Below are 22,517 nucleotides of genomic sequence, written 5' to 3' on the forward strand. Positions count from 1 at the left end.
GCGGGAGTCAGCTCCGCAGCTCGGCGAGCAGCCGCTCGACGCGGCCGCGGATGTCGTCGCGGATCGGCCGGACGGCGTCGATGCCCTGGCCGGCCGGGTCGGCGAGCTCCCAGTCCTCGTAGCGCTTGCCGGGGAAGATCGGGCAGACGTCGCCGCAGCCCATCGTCACGACGGCGTCGGAGGCGTGCACCTGCTCGGTCGTCATCAGCTGCGGCACCGCCGTCGAGATGTCGATGCCGACCTCGGCCATCGCCTGGACGGCGACCGGGTTGATGCTCTCGCCGGGCTCGCTGCCGCCCGACCGCACCTCGACGGTGCCGTCGGAGAGCGACCGCATGAAGCCGGCGGCCATCTGCGACCTCCCCGCGTTGTGGACGCAGACGAACAGGACGACGGGCTTCGGGCTCATGTGGTCATCCTGCCGGAGGCATCGGTCCCGAAGCTGAGGGCGCGCGACGCTCAGGCCGAGCCGAGCAGGACGCCGAGCACGCCGGCCGCGACGGCCAGCACGAGCACGCCGAGTCCGTAGCCCAGCCCCGGCCCCCAGCGTCGCTCGGCGAGCAGCCGCACGGTCTCGACGCTGGCCGTGCTGAAGGTCGTGTAGCCGCCCATCAGGCCGCCGCCGAGCACGAGCAGCCACCCGGGTGCGAGAGCCGAGGAGGCGGCGAGCCCGGTGAGCAGGCCGAGCACGAACGAGCCCCCCACGTTGATCACCGCCGTGGCGAGCGGCAGGCGCGTCGACACGGCCGCGCGGACGACCCCGTCGACGAGGAGCCGCAGCGCGGCACCGACGCCTCCTGCGAGCGCCGCTGCGGCGAAGAGCCAGGGGGCGATCACGAGTCGTGCCGCCGGTCCGGGCGCGCGCGGGAGCGATCGCGACCTCGGGAGAGCGCAGCTCCGAGGGCGACGCCGCCGGCCGCGGCGAGCACCCCGGCGACGACGGACCCGAGCGCGTACGCGAGGGCGACGCCGGCGTGTCCGTCGAGCAGCAGCCCCGTGTCGACGGCGAGTGCGCTGTACGTCGTGAAGCCCCCGAGCACCCCCGTGCCGACGAGCAAGCGCAGGTCGCGCCGTCGTCCGCGGTCGGGCCCGCGGCGCAGCAGCGACTCGAGCAGCAGCCCCAGCGCGAACGAGCCCACGACGTTGATGAGGGCGATCGTGACGGGCAGCGTGCCGGGCGCCGCAGGGAAGGTCAGCGCCAGCGCTTCCCGGGTCCCCGTGCCGAGGCTCCCCCCGACGAAGACCAGGCCGAGCGACCGCCAGCGCAGGTGCACGGGCCGGGCCGCCGCCTCCTCGGGGTCAACGCCGGGCGCAGGTGTCGTCACGGGCGCCTCCTCGGGGTCGCGCCCCCGGTCAGGGGCACCGTCGAGAGTCAAGCACGTCGAACGCCCCCGGTCCGGCCCCGGTCGCTGCCATGATGCGCGGATGGATCCTCTCACCGACGACATGGCCCGCGCGCTCGCCCGGCTCGCCGACGTGCTGCCCCGGTGCGGCCCCGAGCTGTGGGCGAGCCTCGGCGGGCCGGTCAGCGACGACGACCTGGAGGCCCTCCGGGGCGCCGTCGCCCCGTTCGTGCTGCCGGCCGAGCTCGTGCTGTTGCTCCGCACCCATGACGGGCAGCCCGAGCACCAGGGCACCCGGCTGCCCTGGTGGCCCTCGATGGACATGGGTCCGCTGCTCCCCGCACGGGTCATGGCGGAGGGGCAGCTGCAGCTACGCGAGCACGTCGAGCCGTGGCAGTGGAGCCGGGCGTGGCTGTCGATCTCGCGCGAGGGCTGGTGGCAGTCCGTGCTCGACCTGTCCTCCCCGCAGGGCGGCGTCGTCGTCGACGCGAGCTGGCCCGACCTTCCGCGGGTGGTGGCGCCCTCGCTCGTCCACGTCCTGGACGGGGTGAGCACGCTGGCAGAGGCCGGCCTGCTCGACGAGCACGAGCAGGACGTCGCCCTCGGTCCCGCGAGGGACTCGCTGCTCGCCGAGCTGTGGGCCGATGCCTGGGCGCACAGCCCGTACCCGCCGCGCACCGAGATCGATCCGGGCACCTGGCCCGCCGCCTGGGGCGGTCCGCACGCGCTGCCCTGACCACGCACGAAGGCCCCGGGTCGGCGACGACCCGGGGCCCTGCACGATCGAGTGCGCCTAGAGCTCGATCTTCTGGTTGTCGGCGTCCAGGGCGTCGCCGGTCACCTTCGACTTGACGAACGAGAGGGCCGAGGCGACCTTGCCGCCGGGGCTGTCCCAGTACTCGGCGCTGTCGGCGGAGAACTTGACGAGTCCGACGGTCGGGTCGGACGGGCCCTCGGGGAACCACGCCTCGACGCGGCTGTTCCACAGCTGCTCGAGCTTCGCGTGGTCGTCGACGACGGCTGCGGTGCCGGCGAGCGAGACCCACGAGTCGCGGGCGCTGAGGGTGACGCCGACGGTGTCCTTGCGCCGGAGGTGCGCGACGGCCGTCGAGCCGAGGCCGACGATGAACCAGAGGTCGCCGTCGAACTCCGTCTCCTGCAGGGTCATCGGGTGCCCGACGAGGGCCCCCTTCTCGTCGATGGTCGTGAGCATCGCGAAGTCGAAGTCGCCGAGCAGCTTCGCGAGCTTGGCGACGTCGTCGTGATGGGTGGTGCTGGTGCTGTCGGCCACGAGTGGCTCCTTCCGTCCGTCGGCCTGGGCCGACACGAGTCGAGCGGGGGTGGTGCTCCGCCCACACTGCTCCCCCGGGCGCCCCGGATGCACGGCTCCCGACGCGGGACCTCGGAGACCGTTCCCAGCCGGGTGCGTCTCCCACGAGCCTGTCGAGCATCGCCTACGGTCCCGGCACCCGTGCGGAGGAGCCGCGACGTACGCTGTCGGTGCACGCTGCCCCGTGCACGTCCCCCGGCGCGAAGGACCCCCATGCGACACGACGGTCACCCCGACGACCTGCCTGCCGACCTGCCCGAGGGCGGCCCGGCGACGGGACCGGCCGAGGAGGCGCACGAGGCGGTGCGGGAACGCCCGGTGACCGACGCGGTCGCCCGGGAGGCGCCTCCTGCGTCCGACCTGGACGCCTGGTCCGAGGAGCGGCACCGGGAGCTCGAGCTCTACCTCGAGCACGACCGCGAGGTCGAGGCGCTGCGACGACGCGAGCTCGAGGCCGCCGAGCGGCAGCGCCGGGAGCGCGCCGCCCGGCTGCGCGACGCCGAGCTGCCGCCGGAGCTGCGCGACGCGGACGACGACGACTGGGTCCCCGGTCGCCGCCGGCGCCTGGTCATGGGCACGTCGCGGGTCGTCGCGGCGATCGCCCTGGTGGCGGTGCTGGCCCTGGCCGTCACCGCGGTCTTCTAGGCCTTCCGACCAGAGGTCCTCCCCCGGGTCCGGACCGCGCCGCCTGGGCCCCGGCTCCCCCGACGCCTCAGCGGCGGTGGAAGGGGCACCGCGGCGCGTCCGCACCGGCGGCGGCCCCCTCAGCGGCGCTGCCCCGAGACGAGGAGGCGGCACGCACGCGACCGCCGGAGGCCGGCTTCGTGGGCAGTCGCCGTCTGTTCACCTCGAGCCCCTCGTCGAGCACGGTCACGCGCGGGTCGCTCAGGGCGGCGACCGCGGCGGCGAGCCCGGCGATCGCCAGCTTCTCGCCCGGGCAACGGTGGCCGTGGGCCGGGTCGCCCCCGCCGTGCGGGACGAACGCCTCGACGGCCTCGTGGTCGTCGACCCCGACGAAGCGCTCGGGGTCGAACTCGCCGGCCCGCTCCCAGGACGCGTCGTCGGTGTCGGTGCCGAGGATGTCGAGCACGACGCGTCCGCCGGCGGGGACCCGCTCGCCGTCGTGCTCGACGTCCGTCACGGCCCAGCCGGGCAGCATCGGGACGAAGGGCGCGGTGCGGCGGATCTCCTGGGCGAACGCCGTCGCGAGCGGCCCGCCGACGAGCGAGCCTCGCTCGGCCGTCTCGGCGGCGATGCGGCGGCGCCACTCGGGACGGTCGTGCAGCTCGACGGCGGCGAAGGCGACGAAGCGGGCGACGGCGATCATCGGCCGGATGCTGTTCTGCAGCTCGATGCCCGCGAGTCGTGCGGGCAGCAGCTCGCCGCGAGGGTCGCGGTGGTGCGCCCACTCGTGCAGGGCGGTGCCCTCGGCCGGGCTGAGGCGACCGGAGCGGGCTGCCTCGACCAGGCGCGTCGCGTGCCGGTCCGACCAGGCGCGGTTCACCGCCGCGAGCACGTACTCAGGCGAGTAGGGCACGCCGAAGCCGTCGACGATCTGTGCCAGCCGCTCCGACCAGTGGGTCTTCGCCGCCCGGGTGCCCGGCAGGCCGGCCCAGGTCATGCTCGCCCGGCCGAAGGCGCCGACGGCGGCGTCGTAGGCCGAGCGCTCGCCGCCGGTGAGCCAGGCGTCGAGCTCGTGCCGCCACTCCCGCTCGAGCAGGGGCGTCAGCCGTTCGACCTGAGCGTCCTCGTAGGCGACGTCGAGGAACGTCGCCTTGCGGTGCCGGTGCTCGTCCCCGTCGAGGCTGTGCACCGAGTCGGTGCCGAAGAGCGTCTGCTGGACGATGCCGGGCATCGCCCCGTGACGACGGATCGTCGACTCGTCGTAGAACAGCGCGACCGCGTCGGCGCCGCGCACGAGCAGGGTCTCGTCGCCCAGCAGCCGCATGGGCACGGCACGCGCGCCCTCGCGGGCACGACCCCAGATGCGGGCGCCGAAGCCGTAGCCGCGGGTCAGGAGCGACAGCGAGTCGTCGGCGAGCAGGGACGGGAACACGGTGGCCATCAGTCCATGCTGACGAGGAGGTGCCCGCCCCGCTCACGGTGAGCGTCCAGCCCGTACCCCGCTGGTGGCCGTCTCCCGCTGCTCGGCGGTGTTCCGTCCACTCTGCGGTGCCTGAGGAGAGCTGCTACTCGAAGATCTCCGCGTCGTCCTGGGCGCTGAGGTAGAGGCGGTGGCTCGTGATGATCAGCGAGAGCCAGCCGGTGCCGGTCACCCAGCCGACGGCGACGTCGGTGAACCAGTGCGCGCCGAGCAGCACCCGCGAGAGGCCGACGGTGACCGCAGCGGCGGCGGCCCCGCCGATGACGGCGACCTGGGGGCCGTTCCTCTCCTGCCGCAGGGCGACGAGGTACGCGAGCACGCCGAGGATCGTCGTCGTGTTGAGCGTGTGCCCCGAGGGGAACGACGGCGACTTCTCGAAGGGCGGGATCGCCTCGTGCTGAGGGGGACGGTTGCGCGCGATCAGCTTCTTGCCGATCAGCGTCATCGCCAGCGACCCGGCACCGGCGGCCACGATCAGCGTCACGGGGTTGGCCCGCCGGTCGCGCACCCCGAAGGCCACCGCCGCGCTGACGGTGAGCAGCGGCATGGCGATCGGGCCGAAGACGTGGGCGATGGTCGCGGCCGCTCCGTTGACGACGGGCGAGCGCAGCGCCTTGGCCTTCTCGAGCGCCGGCCGGTCGAGGCGGCCGATGCCGTCGCGGTCGGTGACGCCGTCGTAGATGTAGGCGGCTCCGGCCGTCGCCGCGGCGAGGACGCTCCCCCCGACGGCGAGCGTGCCGACGAGCGCGCGGCGGGCACCGACGCGCTTGGCGATCTCGCGGTGCTGCGAGGCGAGCCGTCGCCCCGCCGGGCTGCGCCACTCGGTGAGGTCGCGCTGCCCGATCCGCCGGTCCGCCCGGGAGCCTCCGGCAGCGGGCGGACGTGCGGGGGCCGAGTTCGTGGGGCGGGTCATCTGCCCAGTCTGGCCCTCGGCGTCGCTGCGGTGCCGAGGAGGTGCGGGCCGGGTCCCGATGACCCGGACCCGGTCAGGACCTGGAACGGCTGGCGTGCGCTCGTGCCTTCATCCGGTTGCCGCAGGTCGCCATGGAGCACCACTTCGCGGTGCCGGGGCGGCTGTGGTCGACGAGGAACAAGTTGCACTCGTCGTTCGCGCAGGCGCGGACGCGGCCCGGGAACTGCTCGGCGACGCGTGACCACGCCAGGACGGCCGTGGTCGCGAGGCGGTCGTCGTCCGCCGCGACGAGGTCCCAGACCACGCCCTCGGACGTGACGCGAGGTGTGCGCACTGCCCCCTCGACCACGCGCGCGAGCTCGTCGACCGCCTTCGGCCCGGCCCCGCGGATGACGGCCTGGAGGGCTCCTCGAGCCCGGCGGAGCTGAGCGGCCTCGTCGACCGAGCCGACGCCTCCCCAGCTGAGGGCGAGCTCTCGACCGGGGTCGCCCTCGAGGTCGTCCGTCGGGTGCCCGTCCACCACCGGGGCGCTGTTGAGCACGGCCAGCAGCAGCTCTTCGTCAGTCAGCATCGGTCCTCGTCTCCTCGCACCTGTCCGGCGCGACCTGACCCATGCTACCGTCGCCTAACCAGTAAAACAATCTTAAGGGGTTACTCATGGTCGCCGTCCACCACCGCACCGTCTCCGTCGACGGGCACGACGTGTTCTACCGGGAGGCCGGGCCCGCCGACGCCCCCGTGCTGCTCCTGCTGCACGGCTACCCGTCGAGCTCCCACATGTTCCGCCACCTCATCCCGGCCCTGGCCGACCGCTACCGCGTGGTGGCACCCGACCACCTCGGCTTCGGCCGCTCGTCCGCCCCGTCGACCGACGAGTTCGACTACACCTTCGAGGCCCTCGCCGCCGTGACCGGACGGTTCCTCTCCACGCTCGGGATCGAGCGGTACACGGTCTACGTGCAGGACTACGGCGCCCCGATCGGCTGGCGCCTCGCCCTCGCCGATCCTGCGGCGATCACCGGCGTCGTCACCCAGAACGGCAACGCCTACGAGGACGGCTTCGTGCCCAGCTTCTGGGAAGCGATCTGGGCCGACGCCGCCGAGCGGACCGGCGAGACCCGCGACGCGCTCCGCCCCGCGCTCGGACGGGAGGCCGTCGAGTGGCAGTACACCCACGGCGTGCCCGACCCCACGACCGTCGACCCCGACGCCTGGGAGCACGACCTCGCGCTCCTCGCCCGCCCAGGACAGGACGACGTCCAGCTCGACCTCTTCCGCGACTACGCGACCAACCGCGTCCTGTACCCGGCGGTGCACGAGTGGCTCCGCACCTCCGGCGTCCCCGTCCTGGCCATCTGGGGACGCAACGACGAGATCTTCGCCGCCGCCGGCGCGAGCGCGTTCCTCGAGCACTCCCCTGAGGCTCGGGTAGAGCTCGTCGACGGCGGCCACTTCCTCCTCGAGTCGCACTTTGACGAGGTCGTCGGCACGATCAGGGACTGGCTCGCGGACCGGGCCTGAGCGCGCCGCGCCGCTCCCCCTCCGCCGCGGGCGCGTGCAGCGAGAATGGACCATGATCAGCGACCTGAGCCTCCCCGTCGTCGTCTCGGCCCGTGGCGTCGACGTGCTCGTCCGACGAGCGGTGCCGGACGACCTCCACGCCGTCATGCAGCTGCTGGCCGACGACCCGGTCAGCGCAGGCCGAGGCGACGTCGCCCGCGAAGAGGACGTGGACGCGTACGCGTCGGCGCTCGGTCGCATCGTCGACGACCCGAGCAACGACCTCGTCGTCGCCGAGGATCGGGACGGGGCGGTCGTGGGCACGCTGCAGCTGACGGTCATCCCCGGCATGGCCCGCCGCGGCAGCACCCGGCTGCTCGTCGAGGCGGTCCGCGTCGCGAGCACGGAGCGCTCGTCCGGCATCGGCAGCGCGATGATGCGGTGGGTGGTCGACGGAGCCGCCGTCGAGCTCCGCACGCCCCTGGTGCAGCTGACCTCGGACGCTGCGCGCATCGATGCTCACCGCTTCTACCTGAGGCTCGGCTTCGTCGACTCGCACGTCGGCTTCAAGTACGCCGTGACCCTGCCGGACTCGCCGAGCCGGTAGCCGCCGATCTGCCGCGGGTTCACCGTCAGCGAGGGAGTGCCCCTGGACGGGGATGACGCGAAGCGTCATCGGGCCGCGGGGGTTCGAGTCCCGGAAGGGGCTCCGCGAGCGTCAGCGAGGGAGTGAGTGCCCCTGGAGGGACTCGAACCCCCAACCCTTTCCTTAGGGCTAGCTCCAGCAGCGGCCATTGCCCGCGGCCGGCCTCTTTGGAAACAAGCTGGTCTCGGACGGGAACTTCCGCATGGGTGCCGCCCACCATGACCCACTGTGTCCCACCGTGTCCCAGGCATTACGTGGGGTAAACGTGGGATTCAGCCCCTTCCGGATGGCGCAACCTGCCTTCGCGCTTCGCCTTCTTGAACGAATTGTCATGGGTCTACTGCAGAGATACGCGTACTTGGAGGGGAAGCACGGGCCAGATCTGCCCGAACTGGGGTAGTAAATCGAATCACCGCGAAATGGTGCTCCAGTAGATTTAACTCATCGGCAACGGTACTTCCCCGCCAAAGCGGGGGTGTTCCAGCTTCTAGTTGTAAACCTACTGCTGCCGTAGAGGGGCCGCCTTAGGGCGGCCCCTTGACTAGTTTCGGCACGTTTGGCGCGTCGTACCAGCAAGCCCATATCGGACCTTGTATCGGCCGGTGATCGCCCGCTGCTCCAATGCGCCGCCGAAGGCTTCACGGCAAAAAGACGTGCCCGAAGGGCACCCAGCGCCGCGCCGCGGCTCCCCGGGAGCGCAGCGACTCCCCCGGACCGCGCAGCGGGCCGTGCCCCTGGGCCGGCACGGACTCGAGACGGGTCTGCGCGCCCGAAGAAGCCCCCGCCCGGCTGGGGGAGCCGGAATGCGGGGGCTGCTGCTGCCTAGCGGGTTAGAAACCGCCCGGCAGCTCTCGGCCAGCTCGGGGGGAAGCTGACCGGAGCCAAGCTACGCGCGGTCCCTGACGGCTATCTCGGGCTCAGTAGGGAGCGACCGAGGTCACGATGCGATCCTCGGGCAGCGTGGCGCGCGCCTGGTCGATCGCGTCGGCCGGTGTCGGGGCGTTGACCTCGACGCCCACGGCGTCGGCGCTCGTGTCGCCCTTGGGGCGGTGCCTGACGAACCAGCTCATGACTGGGCGCTACCCGCGGTCACGACGGCCACTCGTCCAGCTCGGGGTGCAGCCGCCCCGTCAGGGCCGACAGCTCGGCCTCGTGCTGGATCATCCACGCGACGGCGCTGTTCAGGCTGTCCTCTCGCCGTAGCCAGGGCCTACCGCCGGCATCGTCTCGCCCGTGGGCGTAGCAGTGGTAGGCGATGCCGCCCAGCTCGTGGCGCGAGAGGACGTAGCCAAGGGGCGCAGAGCGCACTCGGCGGACCTGCCAAACACCGAACGTGCCAGGGATCGGCGGGACCGCGAATGGGTGTGTCGGAATCGGGCGGCGCAGAATTTTCGCCGCAGCCTCGCCAGACCCTCGCACCCCCATGCCGGCAGACACTACAACTGACCTCCGACACGCCTTCCACCTACGGCACGTGCCTGGATTCAACGACGAGAGGCTGACCTAGGACCACCTTTCGGCGCACGACACGCCAAGCGCTTCTCGGATTTGTGTGGCAATTTTGCCCGGGTTTCAAGGCCCAATTGGCCCATACAGCACTTTGCGGGCGTTTTGAGCATCCTGAGCGCCATTGACGGGTGGTTCAGTCCCACACTCCCCCGCCGTCGACGTCGGTCGCGTCTGGGATCATTGAAGTAGGCCGCAGCTCGTGGGCGGCTCGACGAGGCAACTCGTCTGGTCTTTAACGAGAAAAGACCCGACGGCAATCGGGTCTGGACTCGTTACTGGCCACCGGTTGGGCGGCTGTGGGTGGATACATCACCCGGGATGCTTTACCCGGTCGATGTTACGCCTGTCGCGTTGCCCCCGCAACGCGGTGACCTGAGCAGGTAGCAGTACAAGCCCTCCCGAGACGCGAGTCGCGGGAAGGCGGTGACGAGCAAATGCGCAAGCATCCTCGAATCCGAGCAGTCCTGATGTGGATCGGCGAGGTGCTCCTTCGGGGCATCGTCGCCGGTTTCGTCCGGTGGCTGCTGAGCAACTGGCCCAACTAGGCCAGGTCCGCTCTTGACGCGTCAAGGGCGGCGGGGCCCCTGCTTCGGTAGGGGCCCTCTCTCATGATCGACCACGACACCGCCCCGCGGATATGAACCGGTCTCATGATATTCTCTGAACAGGCAAGGCACCTCTCAGATGGAGTCGTTGCCCGGGTAATAGGCCAAGCCGGTCAGATAGCCCCGGGAGCACACTCATAGCAAGTGTCCGAGTCGGCACCAGTTGTCACGCGGAGCGTGGTGACTGATGTCGCTCACGGCGGCGCCGTGGGCTCAATGATGGTTGGCGGCACCGAGCGATTCGGGTCGGCAGCATCTCGGCAGTTTCGACCTTTCGTCGACGATCGCCCAGGCCTCCCCACAGCCTGGATTGGACCATCGTTGACACAGGCGGAACATGCGGCTCCGGCCGTGCCGAACACGCTCATGGACCTGTCATCTAGACCGGCGCTATGCGGGTGGGGGGCTTGCGTCAGTTCTCGGAGACACGGTGCTGGACCTCCTTTTGTCGATTGCTCCTTCTGCGCTCATCGCCGTCATTGCAGGCGCGCTTGGCTTCGGCAGGCTCGCCCTCCTCGGGCTTGTGAGCCTGATCGCTGTCTACGCCTCAGGCGCACGAAGCAAACGGGCGCTTGCCGTACTGGCGTTCCTCACTCGCCGCCCGCCTTCTCCCTAGGTCAGCGAGATCTTTGTGAGATCGGGCGCGAATGGCACGCTGCTTCCATGACTGATTCCTCCCGAATGTCACCGCGCATCGAGGCGTGGCTGAAATTCATCGAAGACCGGGAAAGGCATCTGCACGGCTTGGACTCGTTCGACGTCAAGAGCAAGCACCAGAAGGAGTTTCAAGCCGTCTACGGGATCTGTGTCCAGGCCATTCGTTACGCCGGCTCATATGCCGTCCTGTATCGAGCCGGCCGGTCGCGCGAAGCAGTCGCACTCGCCCGGCAGGCCCTTGAGCATGCATTAACTGCACAGTGGGCTCATTTCGAAGCAACAGGCCCAGAGCAGCTCATCGACAGCTACCACCACACCCGGGATCGGACATTTCGCGCGGTCACTGAATACCTCGGGACCCCTCGGGAGGAGGTCGAAGAAGCCCTTCGGTCGATGACGACTGAGGGTCGAAGGCTTCCTCGGGTCACGGGCATGATTAAGGCCATTGACTACCGGGGGATGTTCCACACCACGTATCTGCAGCAATCGCAGATCGTTCACGTGACCAGTGAGACCGTCACGGCGTTCATGGACATCAACGAAGAGGGACAGCTCGACCTTCTGAGCGAAGCAGACGACCCCTATCCGACTCAGACAGTGCAGTACACGGCAATGGCCACGATGTTCGCCTCGTGGGTCCTTGAATCGCTCCGAACAGGCACGCCGGGCCTCGCTGAGCTTGACCGGCTGTCCGACGAGCTGATCCTGCCTCTTAACATTCGCGCTCGAGAGGACGAGGACACTCCCGGCACCGAAGCCGCTACGGACAGTTGATAGCTGACCAGAACGACCTACAGGCGTCCGATAGACGATTGGCTACCGGACGTGCAGAAGCGCCAAGGCCTATGCCGTGACTAGGAGCTTCCCGAGGGAGTCAAGGGCCCCGGGGACGAGGGCGTAGTAGGCCCAGATTCCACGTTTGTCGCGGGTGAGGATGCCCGCGTCGACGAGGACCTTCAAGTGATGCGAGACGGTCGGCTGGCTGAGCCCGAGAGGCTCGGTGAGGTCGCAGACGCACGCCTCGGCCCCGTCGTGCGCGGCGACCATCGAGATGAGTCGCAATCGGGCCGGATCGGCGATCGCCTTAAGGCTGCGGGCCAGCTTCTCGGCGTTCTCCGCGTCCATCGCCTCGCGGGCCAGCGGTGCGCAGCACGCGGTCACGTCCGTGAGGGGCAGGAGTTCGGCGACGGGCATGTGAACACTCTTCCACACAGATTGACAGCCGTCGATGGATTGGGGCAGGCTCAACACATCGACACTCATCGATCTACGGAGCTGCATGACGACCACCATCACCGCGCCTGCCCGGCTCGGGACCGCTGACCGCTTCCTCCCCGTGTGGATCCTCGCCGCCATGGGCGCGGGGCTGCTGCTGGCGGTGTTCGTGCCGGCGTTAGGTGAGCTGCTGCACTCGTTCCAGGTGGGGCAGGTGAGCGTCCCGATCGCGGTCGGGCTGCTGGTGATGATGTACCCGGTGCTGGCCAAGGTTCGCTACTCCGACACCCGCGCCATAGCGGGCGACCGGCGCCTGCTGGTGTCGTCACTGGTGATGAACTGGGTCGTGGGACCGGCGCTGATGTTCGCCCTGGCGTGGGTGTTCCTGCCCGACCTGCCGGAGTACCGCACGGGCCTGATCATCGTGGGGCTCGCCCGGTGCATCGCCATGGTGCTGATCTGGAACGACCTCGCCTGCGGCGACCGAGAGGCAGCCGCGTTCCTCGTGGCCCTGAACTCGGTATTCCAGGTCGTCGCGTTCGCGGGGCTCGGCTGGTTCTACCTCCAGATCCTCCCCGCCTGGCTCGGACTCCCCACAACGAGCGCGTCGTTCAGCATCTGGTCGATCACCCTCAGCGTCCTGGTGTTCCTCGGCATCCCCCTCCTCGCCGGCTACCTGTCCCGCCGCATCGGGGAAGCGACCAAAGGGCGCACCTGGTACGAGACACGGTTCCTGCCGAAGATCGGACCCTTCGCCCTCTACGGGCTGCTGTTCACGATCGTCATGCTCTTCGCCCTCCAAGGGCAACAGGTCGTCGACCGCCCCCTCGACGTCGTCCGCATCGCCCTGCCGCTGCTGGTGTACTTCGCCGTCACGTTCCTCGTCGCGTTCTTCACCGGACGGGCGATCGGCCTGGCCTACGAGCGGACGGCGACGCTGGCGTTCACCGCTGCGGGGAACAACTTCGAGCTGGCGATCGCGGTCGCGGTCGGCACGTTCGGGGCGACCTCCGGCCAGGCCCTCGCCGGCATCGTCGGCCCCTTGATCGAGGTCCCGGCGCTGGTGGCGCTGGTGTACCTGTCCCTGTGGCTGCGGCCACGCCTGTTCCCCTCCCCCGCCCCGGCAGCGCGCGTCGCTGAACGGGTTTGACCCCTTACCCGAAGGAACCCGTTATGAGCACCAAGCCCACCGTCCTGTTCGTCTGCGTCCACAACGCCGGCCGTTCCCAGATGGCCGCCGGCTACATGCAGGCCCTCGCCGGCGACCGCGTCGACGTCCTCTCCGCCGGCAGCGAGCCCAAGGACCAGATCAACCCTGTCGCGATCCAGGCCATGGCCGAGGAGGGCATCGACATCGCCGGGAACCAGCCCAAGGTCCTCACCACCGAGGCCGTCCGGGACAGCGACGTCGTGATCACGATGGGTTGCGGCGACGCGTGCCCGATCTTCCCCGGCAAGCGCTACGAGGACTGGGAGCTGACCGACCCTGCCGGCCGCGGCATCGAGGACGTCCGCCCCATCCGCGACGACATCAAGGGCCGCATCCAGGCCCTCCTGGCCGAGATCGCACCCGCGACCGCCTGACCCTGAGCTGCGAGGAGACGACGATGACGGACCTGACCACGAGGCGCGGCCTGCCGGGCCTTGCCTTCCCCGAGGACGCACTCAAGCGTGCCGCGGGCGACCTCGCCACCCGGTTCGAGGGCATCTTCGGCCCCGAGACGATCGAGCGGTACGTGCTCGAGTCCTACACGGCACTTCTTCGCACAGCGCAGGTCCGGGCGCACCTGGCCACCAACGCGACCCGGTTCGCCGTCGACCGGCTGACCGCCCTCGGGCAGGCCACCGGGGTGATCGAGCGGACGGTGCCGGAGGTGCTGTTCGTCTGCGAGCAGAACGCCGGACGCTCCCAGATGGCAGCCGTGTTCACCAACGTCCTCTCCGGCGGTGCCGTCCACGTCCGCTCCGCCGGGTCCCTGCCCGCCCGGGACCTCCACCCCGTCGTCGCGGAAGCGATGCGGGAACTGGGCCTCGACCTTGACGAGGCGTTCCCGAAGCCGCTGACCGACGACGTCGTGCAGGCAGCCGACGTCGTGATCACGATGGGCTGCGGCGACGCCTGCCCGATCTACCCCAGCAAGACCTACCGCGACTGGCACCTCACCGACCCCGCAGGGCTCCCCCTCGAGAAGGTGCGCCTCATCCGCGACGACGTCCAGAAGCTCGTCGAATCGCTCCTCACCGAACTCGGCATCGAATCGAAGGGCCTCCCCGCATGAGCCTCACTCTCTCTGTCCCGCCCCGCACCGACGCCCCCACCCTCGCCGGGCTCCCCGTCGCCGTCATTGGCGCCGGCCCGGTCGGGCTCGCCGCTGCCGCGCAGCTCCTCGAACGTGGCGTCGACGTCGTCATCTACGAAGCCGGCCCGAGCGCCGCCACGGCGGTCCGCGCGTGGGGGCACACGCGCCTGTTCACCCCGTGGGAGCACCTCGTCGACCCGGCCGCCGCCCGGCTCCTCGACACCACCGACTGGGAAGCCCCGGCAGCGAAGAAGCTCCCCTACGGTGCCGACTTCGTCCGCGACTACCTCGAACCCCTCGCCGCCACCCCCGAGCTGTTCGGCCGCATCCGGTACGGCCACCGAGTTGCCGCGGTGTCCCGGCAGGGCATGGACCGCACCCGCTCCACCGGGCGGGCCGAGACGCCGTTCCTGCTGCGCCTCGACCACGACGGCGAGGCGCGCGACGAACTCGCCCGCGCCGTCATCGACACCTCCGGCACCTACACGACCCCCAACACCCTCACCTCCTCCGGGGTCGGCCTCTCCCACAGCAACGACGTCGCGGCAAGTATCAGCCACGCCCTGCCCGACGTCCTCGGCCGCGACCGGGACCGGTTCGCCGGCCGTCACACGGTCGTCGTCGGCGCCGGACACTCGGCCGCGAACACCCTCATCAAGCTCGCCACCCTCGCAAAGGAGACGCCCGGGACGACGATCACGTGGGCGATCCGCAGCAGCACCCCCGCTCGGGTCTACGGGTCCGCCGCTGACCAGCTCGAAGGCCGCGGGGACCTCGGCAGCGCCGTCCGCGACCTCGTCCATGCCGGCGCGATCGCCCTGCTCGACCGGTTCGAGGTCGATGACGTCACCAAGACGGAGGACGGCGTGCAGCTCGTCGGGCGTCGCCGCGGTGAGCCCCTGACGGTCGCTGCGGACGTGGTCGTGAATGCGACCGGGTTCCGCCCCGACCTCGACATGCTCCGTGAGGTTCGGGTGTCCCTGGACGAGATCGTCGAAGCGCCCCGGCAGCTCGCGCCGCTGATCGACCCGAACGTGCACTCCTGCGGCACGGTCTACCCGCACGGGGTCGCGGAGCTGGGGCACCCGGAGCCGAACTTCTACATCGCCGGCATGAAGTCCTACGGCCGGGCCCCGACGTTCCTGCTACTCACCGGCTACGAGCAGGTCCGCTCCATCGCGGACGAACTCGCCGGCAACCACGAAGCCGCCCGCCTGGTGCAGCTCGAACTGCCCGAGACGGGTGTCTGCTCGACGAACCTCCCGGACGCCTCCGGGTGCGCCGTCGACGGACCGGCAGCAGGTGGGTGCTGCTCGTGAGCGTCACCGTCCGGGCCATGACCCCGGACGACTGGCCCGCCGTCGAGCGGATCTACCAAGAGGGCATCGACACCGGTAACGCCACCTTCGAGACCCGCACCCCCACCTGGGACGCGTTCGATGCCGGCAAGCTCGCCGCGCACCGGTTCGTCGCCGTCGACGACACCACGGACGGCGTGCTCGGCTGGGTGGCGGCGTCCGCGACGTCGGCCAGGCCGGCCTATGCCGGTGTCGTCGAGCACTCCGTCTACGTCGCCGCCGCGGCCCAGGGGCACGGGGTCGGACGAGCGCTACTGGGGGCGTGCCTTGATTCGGTGGATGCCGCGGGCATCTGGACCGTTCAGTCGTCGATCTTTCCCGAAAACGAGGCCAGCCTGGCTCTCCACGATCGGGCGGGGTTCCGTCGGGTCGGAACGCGGGAACGGATCGCGCGATCCGACGCGGGGCCGTATGCCGGGGTATGGCGCGACACTGTTTTCATCGAACGCCGGGCAGCCACGCCTTAGGGCTGTGCAAAGCCTCTATGTGCTCGACTTCGGCCGTGGGGCCAAGTGGGCACGTACGTAGTTGATCTGCTCCTGGGTCAGCGCAGACCACGACTCATGCGGGAGATGGTCCGTGTACTTGCGTCGGAGCACCCGACGCACGGCTCGCCCATCATCGTCATAGCCGAGCTGCGCGCCTAGCTCAGACGGCGTCTCGGGGACCTCGTCCAACTCGAACCGGTCACCAGAGACTTCCCGGAGGGTCACGCCCGTCAGCTCGAATAGTTCCTTGCTCTGCTGGATGTATTCGAGCTGCTGGCGAAGCGGTGACTTCGGGCTGTACTGCTCCTCGAACTCCTTCGTCAGAATCCTGTATCCAGCACTCGCGAGCCCAATTTCGTCTCCGCCGGGCGCAGCGATGATGTTGGCCAGGTCGAACAACACACGCCGGACCGGGGTGTCGGCTATGCCCAGGGCCTCAACGAACTGCCAGGTGGCCCGGGTCATCTCGTTCTCGCCGCGCTCTGGGTCAGTAGCCATAGTCAAATCGTAGGTGGGCTAGCCGGGTCGAAGTTGGCTAAGCCTCATGAATGACGGTGGCACGCCCTATCTTCCCGTTATGGATTCAGGTCAATTTGGCGAGATGCTCGTCAGCGGCATTGTCGAGCAGCTAGCTACGACGATGACGCTCTTTCCTCAATGGGCACACGATCAGCCCATCCTCTGGCTGATCCCCATCGGCATCGCCCTCGGAATCGCGGAGAAAGTACGTCCGAAGAAGCGCCGCCGACGCTAAGGCCTCAGCGTCCCGGGACTGAATTTCTTGGTGCGGGGCGACCGAGTAACTAGGCACGCAACACGCAGTCGGTCGAGCAGCGCTCGGCACGGTCGGGGCATTCGGCCAAGTCGCGCTCAGCACGAGCGAGCCTGGACCGGAGCCGGTCGAGGCGCGCCTGCTTCTCCTCGATCTGGCGCACCTGCTCTGCCAAGAGTGGGCGCAGCGCCTCCCGGACGTCGGTGCAAGACGTCGATTCCATGGTGCTGAGGTGTGCGCCGATCTGGTCGAGGGGCAGACCGAGTTCCTTGCTGGCCTCGATCAGGTCGAGGCGGTTGAGAACGTCTGGGCTGTAGTCGCGGTACCCGTTGTGGGCCCTGGCCGGGGTCAGGAGCCCGATGGACTCGTAATACCGGAGCGCCGTGGCGGAGACACCGCTGCGCTTGCTGACCTCGGAGATTCGCACACCGCGACCCTAGAGCCGCCGGCCCCGCTTGACCTTCAAGCGGCTCGAACCTCTACCGTCACTGACGTGCCCTCCTCATCCACACCGGTCCAGTCGTGAACGCGGTCGTTTCCTGGTTCGAACACCGGCAGATCGGCCTCTACCTGGTAGCGATCGTGGCTGCCGGCGTGATCGGGCTCTCCGTGCCAGGAGCGCACCACCTAGAGGGCGCAATCGAGCCTGTGCTCGCGCTGCTGTTGTTCGCGACGTTCCTGGGTGTCCCGTTCGCCGCGATCGGGAAGTCCCTCCGAGACGGCCGGTTTCTCGCCGCGGTCGGGGTGCTGAACTTCGTCGTCGTCCCCCTCGTCGCCTATGGGCTGTCCCGGTTCGTCGCGGACGAGCCGGCGCTGCTGTTCGGGGTGCTGCTGGTGCTGCTGACCCCGTGCATCGACTACGTGATCGTGTTCGCCGGCCTTGCCGGCGGCGCGTCAGAACGGCTCCTCGCTGCGGCACCGCTGCTGATGCTGGCGCAGATCCTGCTCCCGCCGCTCTACCTGCTGCTATTCATCGGCCCCGAGGGCGTCGCCGTGGTCGAGGTCGGCCCCTTCGCCCGGGCGTTCCTCCTCCTGATTGTCGTCCCGCTCACCGCGGCCGCGCTCGTGCAGGCCCTCGCCCGGCGGCACCGATCCGGTGTCGTGATCGAGCGGACGATGCTGGGCCTGATGGTGCCGCTGATGATGGCGACCCTGTTCACTGTCGTGGCCTCGCAAGCGGGAGCTGTCGGGGACTCCCTGGGGCAGCTGCTCGTGCTGGTTCCGATCTACGCCGGGTTTCTCGTCGTGATGACAGCGCTCGGCATCGGCGCCGGCCGTATCTTCCGACTCGACGTGCCAGCAACACGGGCCCTTGTGTTCAGTGGCGCGACCAGGAACTCGCTCGTGGTCTTGCCTCTCGCACTCGCCCTGCCGGCGTCACTGTCCCTCGCCCCAGTCGTCGTGACCCAGACGCTTGTTGAACTCATCGGCATGGTGATCTTCGTTCGACTCATCCCCCGTCTTGTCCCGAGCTTAGATAGGCGAATTGCACCGGCGGCAGCGAGGCCGACGCCTCATTAGCCAGTCGCGTCGCGTCAGCGCCGACTGTATAGTCAGCACATGCTGACTCTTTCGTCGCGCGTTGACGTCATGAACCGCCTCGGGCGTGCCATGGCCGATCCCACCCGATCGCGCATCCTGCTGCACCTGCTCAACGAACCTGGCTACCCCGGCGTCCTGGCCGACCAGCTAGGCCTCACGCGCTCGAACGTGTCGAACCATCTCTCGTGCCTCCGCGGCTGCGGCATCGTGGTCGCGGTCCCCGAGGGCCGGTCGACCCGCTACGAGATCGCTGACGCCCACCTCACAAAGGCCCTCACCGCCCTGGTCGACGTCGTGCTTGCCGTCGATGACGGGGAGCCCTGCACCGACGACAGCTGCGACGTCCCCCTCTGCTGCGGAACCGGCGCATGAGCACGACTGCGCTTCCCGCCCCGCTCGCGCCGGCCCGCCGACTACTCCTGCAGCGCCGCATCCGGATCATCGTCGCCATCACAATCACCTACAACGTGATCGAGGCGATCGTCGCGATCGCAGCCGGCACCGTCGCCTCCTCGACCGCCCTGATCGGCTTCGGCCTCGACTCGATCGTGGAGGTGCTCTCCGCCGCCGCGATCGCGTGGCAGTTCGCCGCCCCTGACCCGGAGAAGCGCGAACGGGTCGCGCTGCGCGTCATCGCCATCTCGTTCTTCGGCCTAGCCGCCTATGTGTCCGTCGACGCGGTGCTGGCCCTGACGGGCATCCGCGAGCCCGACCACTCCCCCGTTGGCATCGTGCTCGCCGCGGTCAGTCTCGCGATCATGCCGTTCCTCAGCCTGGTCGAGCGCCGCACCGGCACCGAGCTGGGCTCGGCGTCCGCCGTGGCGGACTCGAAGCAGACGCTCATCTGCTCGTACCTGTCGGCCGCGGTGCTCGTCGGCCTCGTCCTCAACCTCGCCCTCGGCTGGACCTGGGCCGACCCCGTCGCCGGGCTCATCATCGTCGTCTTCGCCGTGCGCGAGGGCCTCGAGGCCTGGCGCGGCGACGCCTGCAAGACACCCGTGTCAGCACTGACGGGTGAGCGGGAGGTCGAGGCCTGCGACTGCTGCTGACCCTGGGAACTCAGACGTGAGTGTGGTGCTCGTGCTGAGCGTGCTGAGCTGGCTCGATCTGGAAAGTTGAGTGCTCGACCTTGATGGAGAAGTGTTCGGCGACGCACTTCTGGAGGTCGTCGAGGATCTGGGGAGCGTGCCCGTCTTGGAAGCAGGAATCCTCGACCGTGACGTGCGCACTCAGGATAGGCAGCCCCGTCGCCACGAGCGAGGCGTGAAGGTCGTGGACCTCAGTGACGTGTGGCAGCTCGAGCATGTGGGCCCGAACGTCGTCGAGATCAAGGCCGGCGGGAGTCGATTCCATCAGCACTCCTGTTGTCTCGCGGAGCAGCTTGATGGTGCGGGGAATGATGAGCACGGCAATCAGCATCCCGGCGACTGCGTCGGCTTGGCCCCATCCGGTGGTCATGATGATCAGGGCGCTGACGATGACGGCCACTGAGCCGAGGGCGTCGTTGACGACTTCGAGGAACGCTGCTCGCATGTTCATGTTGGCCGAGCGACCGGCAGTGAGAACAGTGATGGACACGATGTTGCCCACGAGTCCGATGATGCCGAAGATCAGCAGCTCAGAAGAGGGAACAGCTGGAGGTTCGAAGAGGCGTCGGATGCCTTCGACGAGAGCGAAGAGGCCGACTGCAAGAAGCACCGTGGCTTGGGCCGTGGCGGCGAGGACCTCTGCTCGCTGGAATCCCCATGTTCTTTTCGCGGTCGCGGCCCGTTTCATGAGGGTCGCTGCCAGCAGCGCCATGAAGAGGCCGCCGGCGTCGGTGAGCATGTGGGCGGCGTCGACGAGCAGCGAGAGGCTCCCCGTGATGACGGCTCCGATGACCTCGACGACCAGGATCGAGGTGGTGATGCCGAAGGCGATGGCGAGGCGGCGGCGGTGGTCGGTTCCGCCGGGTGCCGCGTGGTCGTGTCCTGCGCCCATGTCAGTGTCCTTCGTGGTGGTGACGGTATGCGGCGCCGACGGAGTGCTCGGCTTGGAAGATGGCGTCTTGGACGAGCTTGCTGGCGTGGTCGTTGACGAGGCGGTAGAAGACGCGATTGCCCGCCTGGCGCGTCGAGACCATCCGGGCCATCCGAAGCTTCGCCAGGTGCTGAGAGACTGCCGTCGGCGACTTGTCGACGATGTCGGCGAGGTGGTTCACCGATAGCTCTTCGTCGCGGAGAGCAAGGATCATCCGGACGCGGGTGGCGTCGGCAAGCATGGAGAACACTTCGACGGCGAGTTCGACGAACGCGTCATCTGGGTGAAGCTCCTCTTGATGCGTATCTTCGTGCATGCGAAGATAGTCACACACGGTTGCCTCGATGTCTAGTGGCTTGGGGCGGTTCATCAGGCCGCCGCCGCTGATCTTGATTACCCTGTGATCGGCCCTGACCTGGAAGGAGGCACGATGTTTAGAACAATGTCCTCTGCCTCCCGTTCACGGTGGTCTGTCGGAATCTGGGCATTGCTGTTGTCCATCACCGCAGCAACCCTTGCCGCTGTCCTCGGCATCCACACCCTTGGCGACAATGCTTTTCCGGGTGGGGTTCAAGCGGCCTCGAGCGTGACGCAGACTGTGACGGCCGGCGACTCGACCTCCCAGATGCTTCCCCCTGCCGCATTGTCTGTGGGCGACGCGGCCGTCACGGGGCTCGCTGGAGACGGTGGGACTTTGGCCTGCACCATCCTTGCCCTGTTGTGCGTCGTGACTCTCGCAGCTGCTCTTGTGCGCATGCGCGGGAGGGCCGCTCTGACGCTAGATCCACTCGCGGGTCCCGACCCATCAGCGACACCCGTCTCCGTATGGCGGCGACCCAGTGCCGTGAGCCTGACGGTCCTAGGTATCTCCCGCATCTAGACACTCCCCGATCGCGACCTGCGCGTCGGCGGACGATGACGACCAGTCATCAGGCGTTCGGCGTGCTCCTTCGAGACCGAGGACACCCCTTACATGCTTCGCATCGTCAGGGTGACTGCGCCGGCCCTTGTAGCCGTGCTCGCCGCCACCTTTCTTACCGCCACCCCTTCTCACGCTGCGGCCTACCCAACCTGGGACGACGTCATCGCCGCCCGGACAAGCGAGGCGGCGACCGCCGAGAAGATCACCGAATTGACCGGCCTGCTCGATGCCCTCCGGCAGCAAGCCGAGACGCTGGCCACTGTCGCTGACCAGCGGGGTCTTGAGCTTCAAGAGGCCCAAGATGCCGCTGACGCCGCCACGCAGAGCCTTCGTGCCTTGGCTGACGACGTCGCCCGCGCCGAGCGGGACGCCGACGACGCGGAACGGCAGATCAGCCAGTGGGCTGCGTCGCTGAGCCGCGCCGGTGGGACTGACGTGTCGATGAACATCGCCGTCGCCGGCGCCGAAGCTGGTGATCTTCTCTCCCGGCTCGGAACGGCCTCGCAGCTCTCGGAGACCTCGAACCGAATGCTGGAAGACGCGACCACCGCAGCGAACACCGTCGGCAGCCTCCGCGATCAAGCTCAAGTCGCAACGACCGAACGAGACCGCCTCCAAGGTCTCGCGCAGACAGCCCGCGACGACGCGCTTGCCGCGGCGACGACCGCGCAGGAAGCCGTCACCGAACAAGAAACACGGAGCATCGAGCTCGAGGCCCAACTCGCCGTGTTGAAGCAAGAGACTGCCACCGCGGAACAGGGGTACGCAGAGGCCGAAGCCGCGCGAGCCAAGGCGGCCGCCGAGGCGGCAGCTCGCGCCGCAGCCGCCCGCGCAGCAGCCGCGGCAACCTCGACCCCCGCGGCTCCCACATCCTCCGCCGTGTCGCCGTCAGGGTGGACGATGCCGATCACGGCGTACTCGAGCTATCAGGCCTACGGCATGCGCATCCACCCGGTCCTGGGCTACCAGAAACTGCACGCTGGGGCTGACTTCGGGGCCTCCTGCGGAAACGCGATCTACGCCGCCACCGCAGGCACCGTCACCTACGCCGGCGCCTACGGCGGGTACGGGAACCTCATCACCGTCACGTCCGCCGGCGGGGTCTCGACCAACTACGCCCACATGTATGCCGCCGGCGTTCAAGTCCGTGTCGGCCAGCAGGTCACCGCCGGTCAGCAGATCGCCGTGGTCGGCAACGCCGGCCTGTCGACGGGCTGCCACCTCCACTTCGAACTCCGCCAGGGCGGAGCTGCCACCGACCCCATCGCTTACCTCAGAACCAAGGGAGTCTGAC

29 protein-coding genes are annotated in these 22,517 nt (G+C 69.2%); 15 read left to right on the forward strand and 14 right to left on the reverse strand.

Features of this window, described 5'->3' with window-relative positions; all coding sequences use genetic code 11:
- Positions 1-7: 7 nt before the first annotated feature.
- The 3 genes from ACZZ97_RS10915 to ACZZ97_RS10925 are packed head-to-tail and all read right to left on the reverse strand — an operon-like array spanning position 8 to position 1,325.
- Complete coding sequence (locus ACZZ97_RS10915; RefSeq protein WP_123547925.1) at positions 8-409, reverse strand: arsenate reductase ArsC; 402 nt, start codon at positions 407-409, stop codon at positions 8-10.
- Between the two features lie 50 nt (positions 410-459).
- Positions 460-834: a fluoride efflux transporter FluC gene (locus ACZZ97_RS10920; RefSeq protein WP_463473796.1), complete on the reverse strand. Its 375-nt coding sequence runs from the start codon at positions 832-834 to the stop codon at positions 460-462.
- Positions 834-1,325: a fluoride efflux transporter FluC gene (locus ACZZ97_RS10925; RefSeq protein ID WP_463473161.1), complete on the reverse strand. Its 492-nt coding sequence runs from the start codon at positions 1,323-1,325 to the stop codon at positions 834-836. Before ACZZ97_RS10925 ends, ACZZ97_RS10920 begins: the two co-directional genes overlap by 1 nt.
- Positions 1,326-1,425: 100 nt before the next feature.
- On the opposite strand from ACZZ97_RS10925, the gene ACZZ97_RS10930 reads away from it, so the two are divergent.
- Positions 1,426-2,079, forward strand: a complete 654-nt coding sequence (locus ACZZ97_RS10930; RefSeq protein ID WP_463473162.1) for an SMI1/KNR4 family protein — start codon at positions 1,426-1,428, stop codon at positions 2,077-2,079.
- A gap of 57 nt (positions 2,080-2,136) precedes the next feature.
- Here the strand turns inward: ACZZ97_RS10930 and ACZZ97_RS10935 are convergent, their stop codons facing one another.
- Entirely contained in the window at positions 2,137-2,634 is a 498-nt protein-coding gene (locus tag ACZZ97_RS10935) for a pyridoxamine 5'-phosphate oxidase family protein (protein ID WP_463473163.1), read from the reverse strand.
- Between the two features lie 252 nt (positions 2,635-2,886).
- Here ACZZ97_RS10935 and ACZZ97_RS10940 point away from each other — a divergent pair, with 252 nt between their 5' ends.
- A complete protein-coding gene (locus ACZZ97_RS10940; protein WP_463473164.1) occupies positions 2,887-3,318 on the forward strand; it encodes a hypothetical protein in 432 nt (143 codons plus the stop codon).
- Between the two features lie 67 nt (positions 3,319-3,385).
- Here ACZZ97_RS10940 and ACZZ97_RS10945 read toward each other — a convergent pair whose 3' ends face one another.
- The 3 genes from ACZZ97_RS10945 to ACZZ97_RS10955 form a co-directional block, all read right to left on the reverse strand.
- Entirely contained in the window at positions 3,386-4,738 is a 1,353-nt protein-coding gene (locus ACZZ97_RS10945; RefSeq protein WP_463473165.1) for a cytochrome P450, read from the reverse strand.
- Between the two features lie 124 nt (positions 4,739-4,862).
- Entirely contained in the window at positions 4,863-5,690 is an 828-nt protein-coding gene (locus ACZZ97_RS10950; protein WP_463473166.1) for a phosphatase PAP2 family protein, read from the reverse strand.
- Between the two features lie 73 nt (positions 5,691-5,763).
- Positions 5,764-6,261: a CGNR zinc finger domain-containing protein gene (locus ACZZ97_RS10955; protein WP_314102091.1), complete on the reverse strand. Its 498-nt coding sequence runs from the start codon at positions 6,259-6,261 to the stop codon at positions 5,764-5,766.
- Between the two features lie 86 nt (positions 6,262-6,347).
- Between ACZZ97_RS10955 and ACZZ97_RS10960 the strand changes: the two genes are divergently transcribed.
- Complete coding sequence (locus tag ACZZ97_RS10960) at positions 6,348-7,211, forward strand: alpha/beta fold hydrolase (protein ID WP_463473167.1); 864 nt, start codon at positions 6,348-6,350, stop codon at positions 7,209-7,211.
- 52 nt (positions 7,212-7,263) lie between these two features.
- Complete coding sequence (locus ACZZ97_RS10965; protein ID WP_463473168.1) at positions 7,264-7,797, forward strand: GNAT family N-acetyltransferase; 534 nt, start codon at positions 7,264-7,266, stop codon at positions 7,795-7,797.
- A gap of 956 nt (positions 7,798-8,753) precedes the next feature.
- Here ACZZ97_RS10965 and ACZZ97_RS10970 read toward each other — a convergent pair.
- Both ACZZ97_RS10970 and ACZZ97_RS10975 read right to left on the reverse strand, forming a co-directional pair.
- The gene (locus ACZZ97_RS10970) at positions 8,754-8,906 is read right to left on the reverse strand and encodes a hypothetical protein (protein WP_463473169.1); all 153 of its coding nucleotides are present in this window, start codon (positions 8,904-8,906) and stop codon (positions 8,754-8,756) included.
- A gap of 19 nt (positions 8,907-8,925) precedes the next feature.
- Positions 8,926-9,144 (reverse strand): hypothetical protein, encoded by a 219-nt coding sequence (locus ACZZ97_RS10975; protein WP_463473170.1) that lies wholly within the window; start codon positions 9,142-9,144, stop codon positions 8,926-8,928.
- Between the two features lie 1,469 nt (positions 9,145-10,613).
- Here ACZZ97_RS10975 and ACZZ97_RS10980 point away from each other — a divergent pair.
- Positions 10,614-11,381 carry a hypothetical protein gene (locus ACZZ97_RS10980; RefSeq protein WP_463473171.1) on the forward strand — a complete coding sequence of 256 codons (768 nt, stop codon included), beginning with the start codon at positions 10,614-10,616 and terminating at the stop codon, positions 11,379-11,381.
- Positions 11,382-11,450: 69 nt separating this feature from the next.
- Here the strand turns inward: ACZZ97_RS10980 and ACZZ97_RS10985 are convergent, their stop codons facing one another.
- Positions 11,451-11,801: an ArsR/SmtB family transcription factor gene (locus ACZZ97_RS10985; RefSeq protein ID WP_043594596.1), complete on the reverse strand. Its 351-nt coding sequence runs from the start codon at positions 11,799-11,801 to the stop codon at positions 11,451-11,453.
- 85 nt (positions 11,802-11,886) lie between these two features.
- Between ACZZ97_RS10985 and arsB the strand changes: the two genes are divergently transcribed.
- Genes arsB through ACZZ97_RS11010 form a run of 5 tightly spaced genes read left to right on the forward strand, consistent with a single transcriptional unit; the run spans position 11,887 to position 15,947 of the window.
- Positions 11,887-12,972 (forward strand): ACR3 family arsenite efflux transporter, encoded by a 1,086-nt coding sequence (gene arsB, locus ACZZ97_RS10990; protein WP_463473172.1) that lies wholly within the window; start codon positions 11,887-11,889, stop codon positions 12,970-12,972.
- 23 nt (positions 12,973-12,995) lie between these two features.
- The gene (locus ACZZ97_RS10995) at positions 12,996-13,406 is read left to right on the forward strand and encodes an arsenate reductase ArsC (protein WP_463473173.1); all 411 of its coding nucleotides are present in this window, start codon (positions 12,996-12,998) and stop codon (positions 13,404-13,406) included.
- Positions 13,407-13,429: 23 nt separating this feature from the next.
- On the forward strand, positions 13,430-14,101 hold the full coding sequence (locus ACZZ97_RS11000; RefSeq protein ID WP_463473174.1) for an arsenate reductase ArsC: 672 nt from the start codon (positions 13,430-13,432) through the stop codon (positions 14,099-14,101).
- Positions 14,098-15,441, forward strand: coding sequence for an NAD(P)-binding domain-containing protein (locus ACZZ97_RS11005; protein WP_463473175.1), 1,344 nt, complete (start codon positions 14,098-14,100; stop codon positions 15,439-15,441). The genes ACZZ97_RS11000 and ACZZ97_RS11005 overlap by 4 nt, the downstream gene beginning before the upstream one ends.
- Positions 15,438-15,947, forward strand: a complete 510-nt coding sequence (locus ACZZ97_RS11010; RefSeq protein WP_463473176.1) for a GNAT family N-acetyltransferase — start codon at positions 15,438-15,440, stop codon at positions 15,945-15,947. The genes ACZZ97_RS11005 and ACZZ97_RS11010 overlap by 4 nt, the downstream gene beginning before the upstream one ends.
- Positions 15,948-15,962: 15 nt before the next feature.
- On the opposite strand, the gene ACZZ97_RS11015 is transcribed toward ACZZ97_RS11010, so the two are convergent.
- A complete protein-coding gene (locus tag ACZZ97_RS11015) occupies positions 15,963-16,466 on the reverse strand; it encodes a hypothetical protein (RefSeq protein WP_463473177.1) in 504 nt (167 codons plus the stop codon).
- A gap of 46 nt (positions 16,467-16,512) precedes the next feature.
- On the opposite strand from ACZZ97_RS11015, the gene ACZZ97_RS11020 reads away from it, so the two are divergent.
- Positions 16,513-16,722: a hypothetical protein gene (locus ACZZ97_RS11020; protein ID WP_463473178.1), complete on the forward strand. Its 210-nt coding sequence runs from the start codon at positions 16,513-16,515 to the stop codon at positions 16,720-16,722.
- Between the two features lie 49 nt (positions 16,723-16,771).
- On the opposite strand, the gene ACZZ97_RS11025 is transcribed toward ACZZ97_RS11020, so the two are convergent.
- On the reverse strand, positions 16,772-17,167 hold the full coding sequence (locus tag ACZZ97_RS11025; protein ID WP_463473179.1) for a MerR family transcriptional regulator: 396 nt from the start codon (positions 17,165-17,167) through the stop codon (positions 16,772-16,774).
- Positions 17,168-17,262: 95 nt separating this feature from the next.
- Between ACZZ97_RS11025 and ACZZ97_RS11030 the strand changes: the two genes are divergently transcribed.
- Genes ACZZ97_RS11030 through ACZZ97_RS11040 form a run of 3 tightly spaced genes read left to right on the forward strand, consistent with a single transcriptional unit; the run spans position 17,263 to position 19,331 of the window.
- A complete protein-coding gene (locus ACZZ97_RS11030; protein ID WP_463473180.1) occupies positions 17,263-18,261 on the forward strand; it encodes an arsenic resistance protein in 999 nt (332 codons plus the stop codon).
- 39 nt (positions 18,262-18,300) lie between these two features.
- The gene (cmtR, locus tag ACZZ97_RS11035) at positions 18,301-18,654 is read left to right on the forward strand and encodes a Cd(II)/Pb(II)-sensing metalloregulatory transcriptional regulator CmtR (protein WP_463473181.1); all 354 of its coding nucleotides are present in this window, start codon (positions 18,301-18,303) and stop codon (positions 18,652-18,654) included.
- Positions 18,651-19,331 carry a cation efflux transmembrane domain-containing protein gene (locus tag ACZZ97_RS11040; protein ID WP_463473182.1) on the forward strand — a complete coding sequence of 227 codons (681 nt, stop codon included), beginning with the start codon at positions 18,651-18,653 and terminating at the stop codon, positions 19,329-19,331. Before cmtR ends, ACZZ97_RS11040 begins: the two co-directional genes overlap by 4 nt.
- A 10-nt stretch (positions 19,332-19,341) precedes the next feature.
- On the opposite strand, the gene ACZZ97_RS11045 is transcribed toward ACZZ97_RS11040, so the two are convergent.
- Positions 19,342-20,262, reverse strand: a complete 921-nt coding sequence (locus ACZZ97_RS11045) for a cation diffusion facilitator family transporter (RefSeq protein ID WP_463473183.1) — start codon at positions 20,260-20,262, stop codon at positions 19,342-19,344.
- Between the two features lies 1 nt (position 20,263).
- The gene (locus ACZZ97_RS11050) at positions 20,264-20,617 is read right to left on the reverse strand and encodes an ArsR/SmtB family transcription factor (protein ID WP_191330333.1); all 354 of its coding nucleotides are present in this window, start codon (positions 20,615-20,617) and stop codon (positions 20,264-20,266) included.
- Positions 20,618-21,274: 657 nt separating this feature from the next.
- On the opposite strand from ACZZ97_RS11050, the gene ACZZ97_RS11055 reads away from it, so the two are divergent.
- On the forward strand, positions 21,275-22,516 hold the full coding sequence (locus ACZZ97_RS11055) for a peptidoglycan DD-metalloendopeptidase family protein (RefSeq protein WP_463473184.1): 1,242 nt from the start codon (positions 21,275-21,277) through the stop codon (positions 22,514-22,516).
- Position 22,517 lies beyond the last annotated feature (1 nt).

It is taken from the genome of Frigoribacterium sp. AC512 (assembly GCF_979258295.1).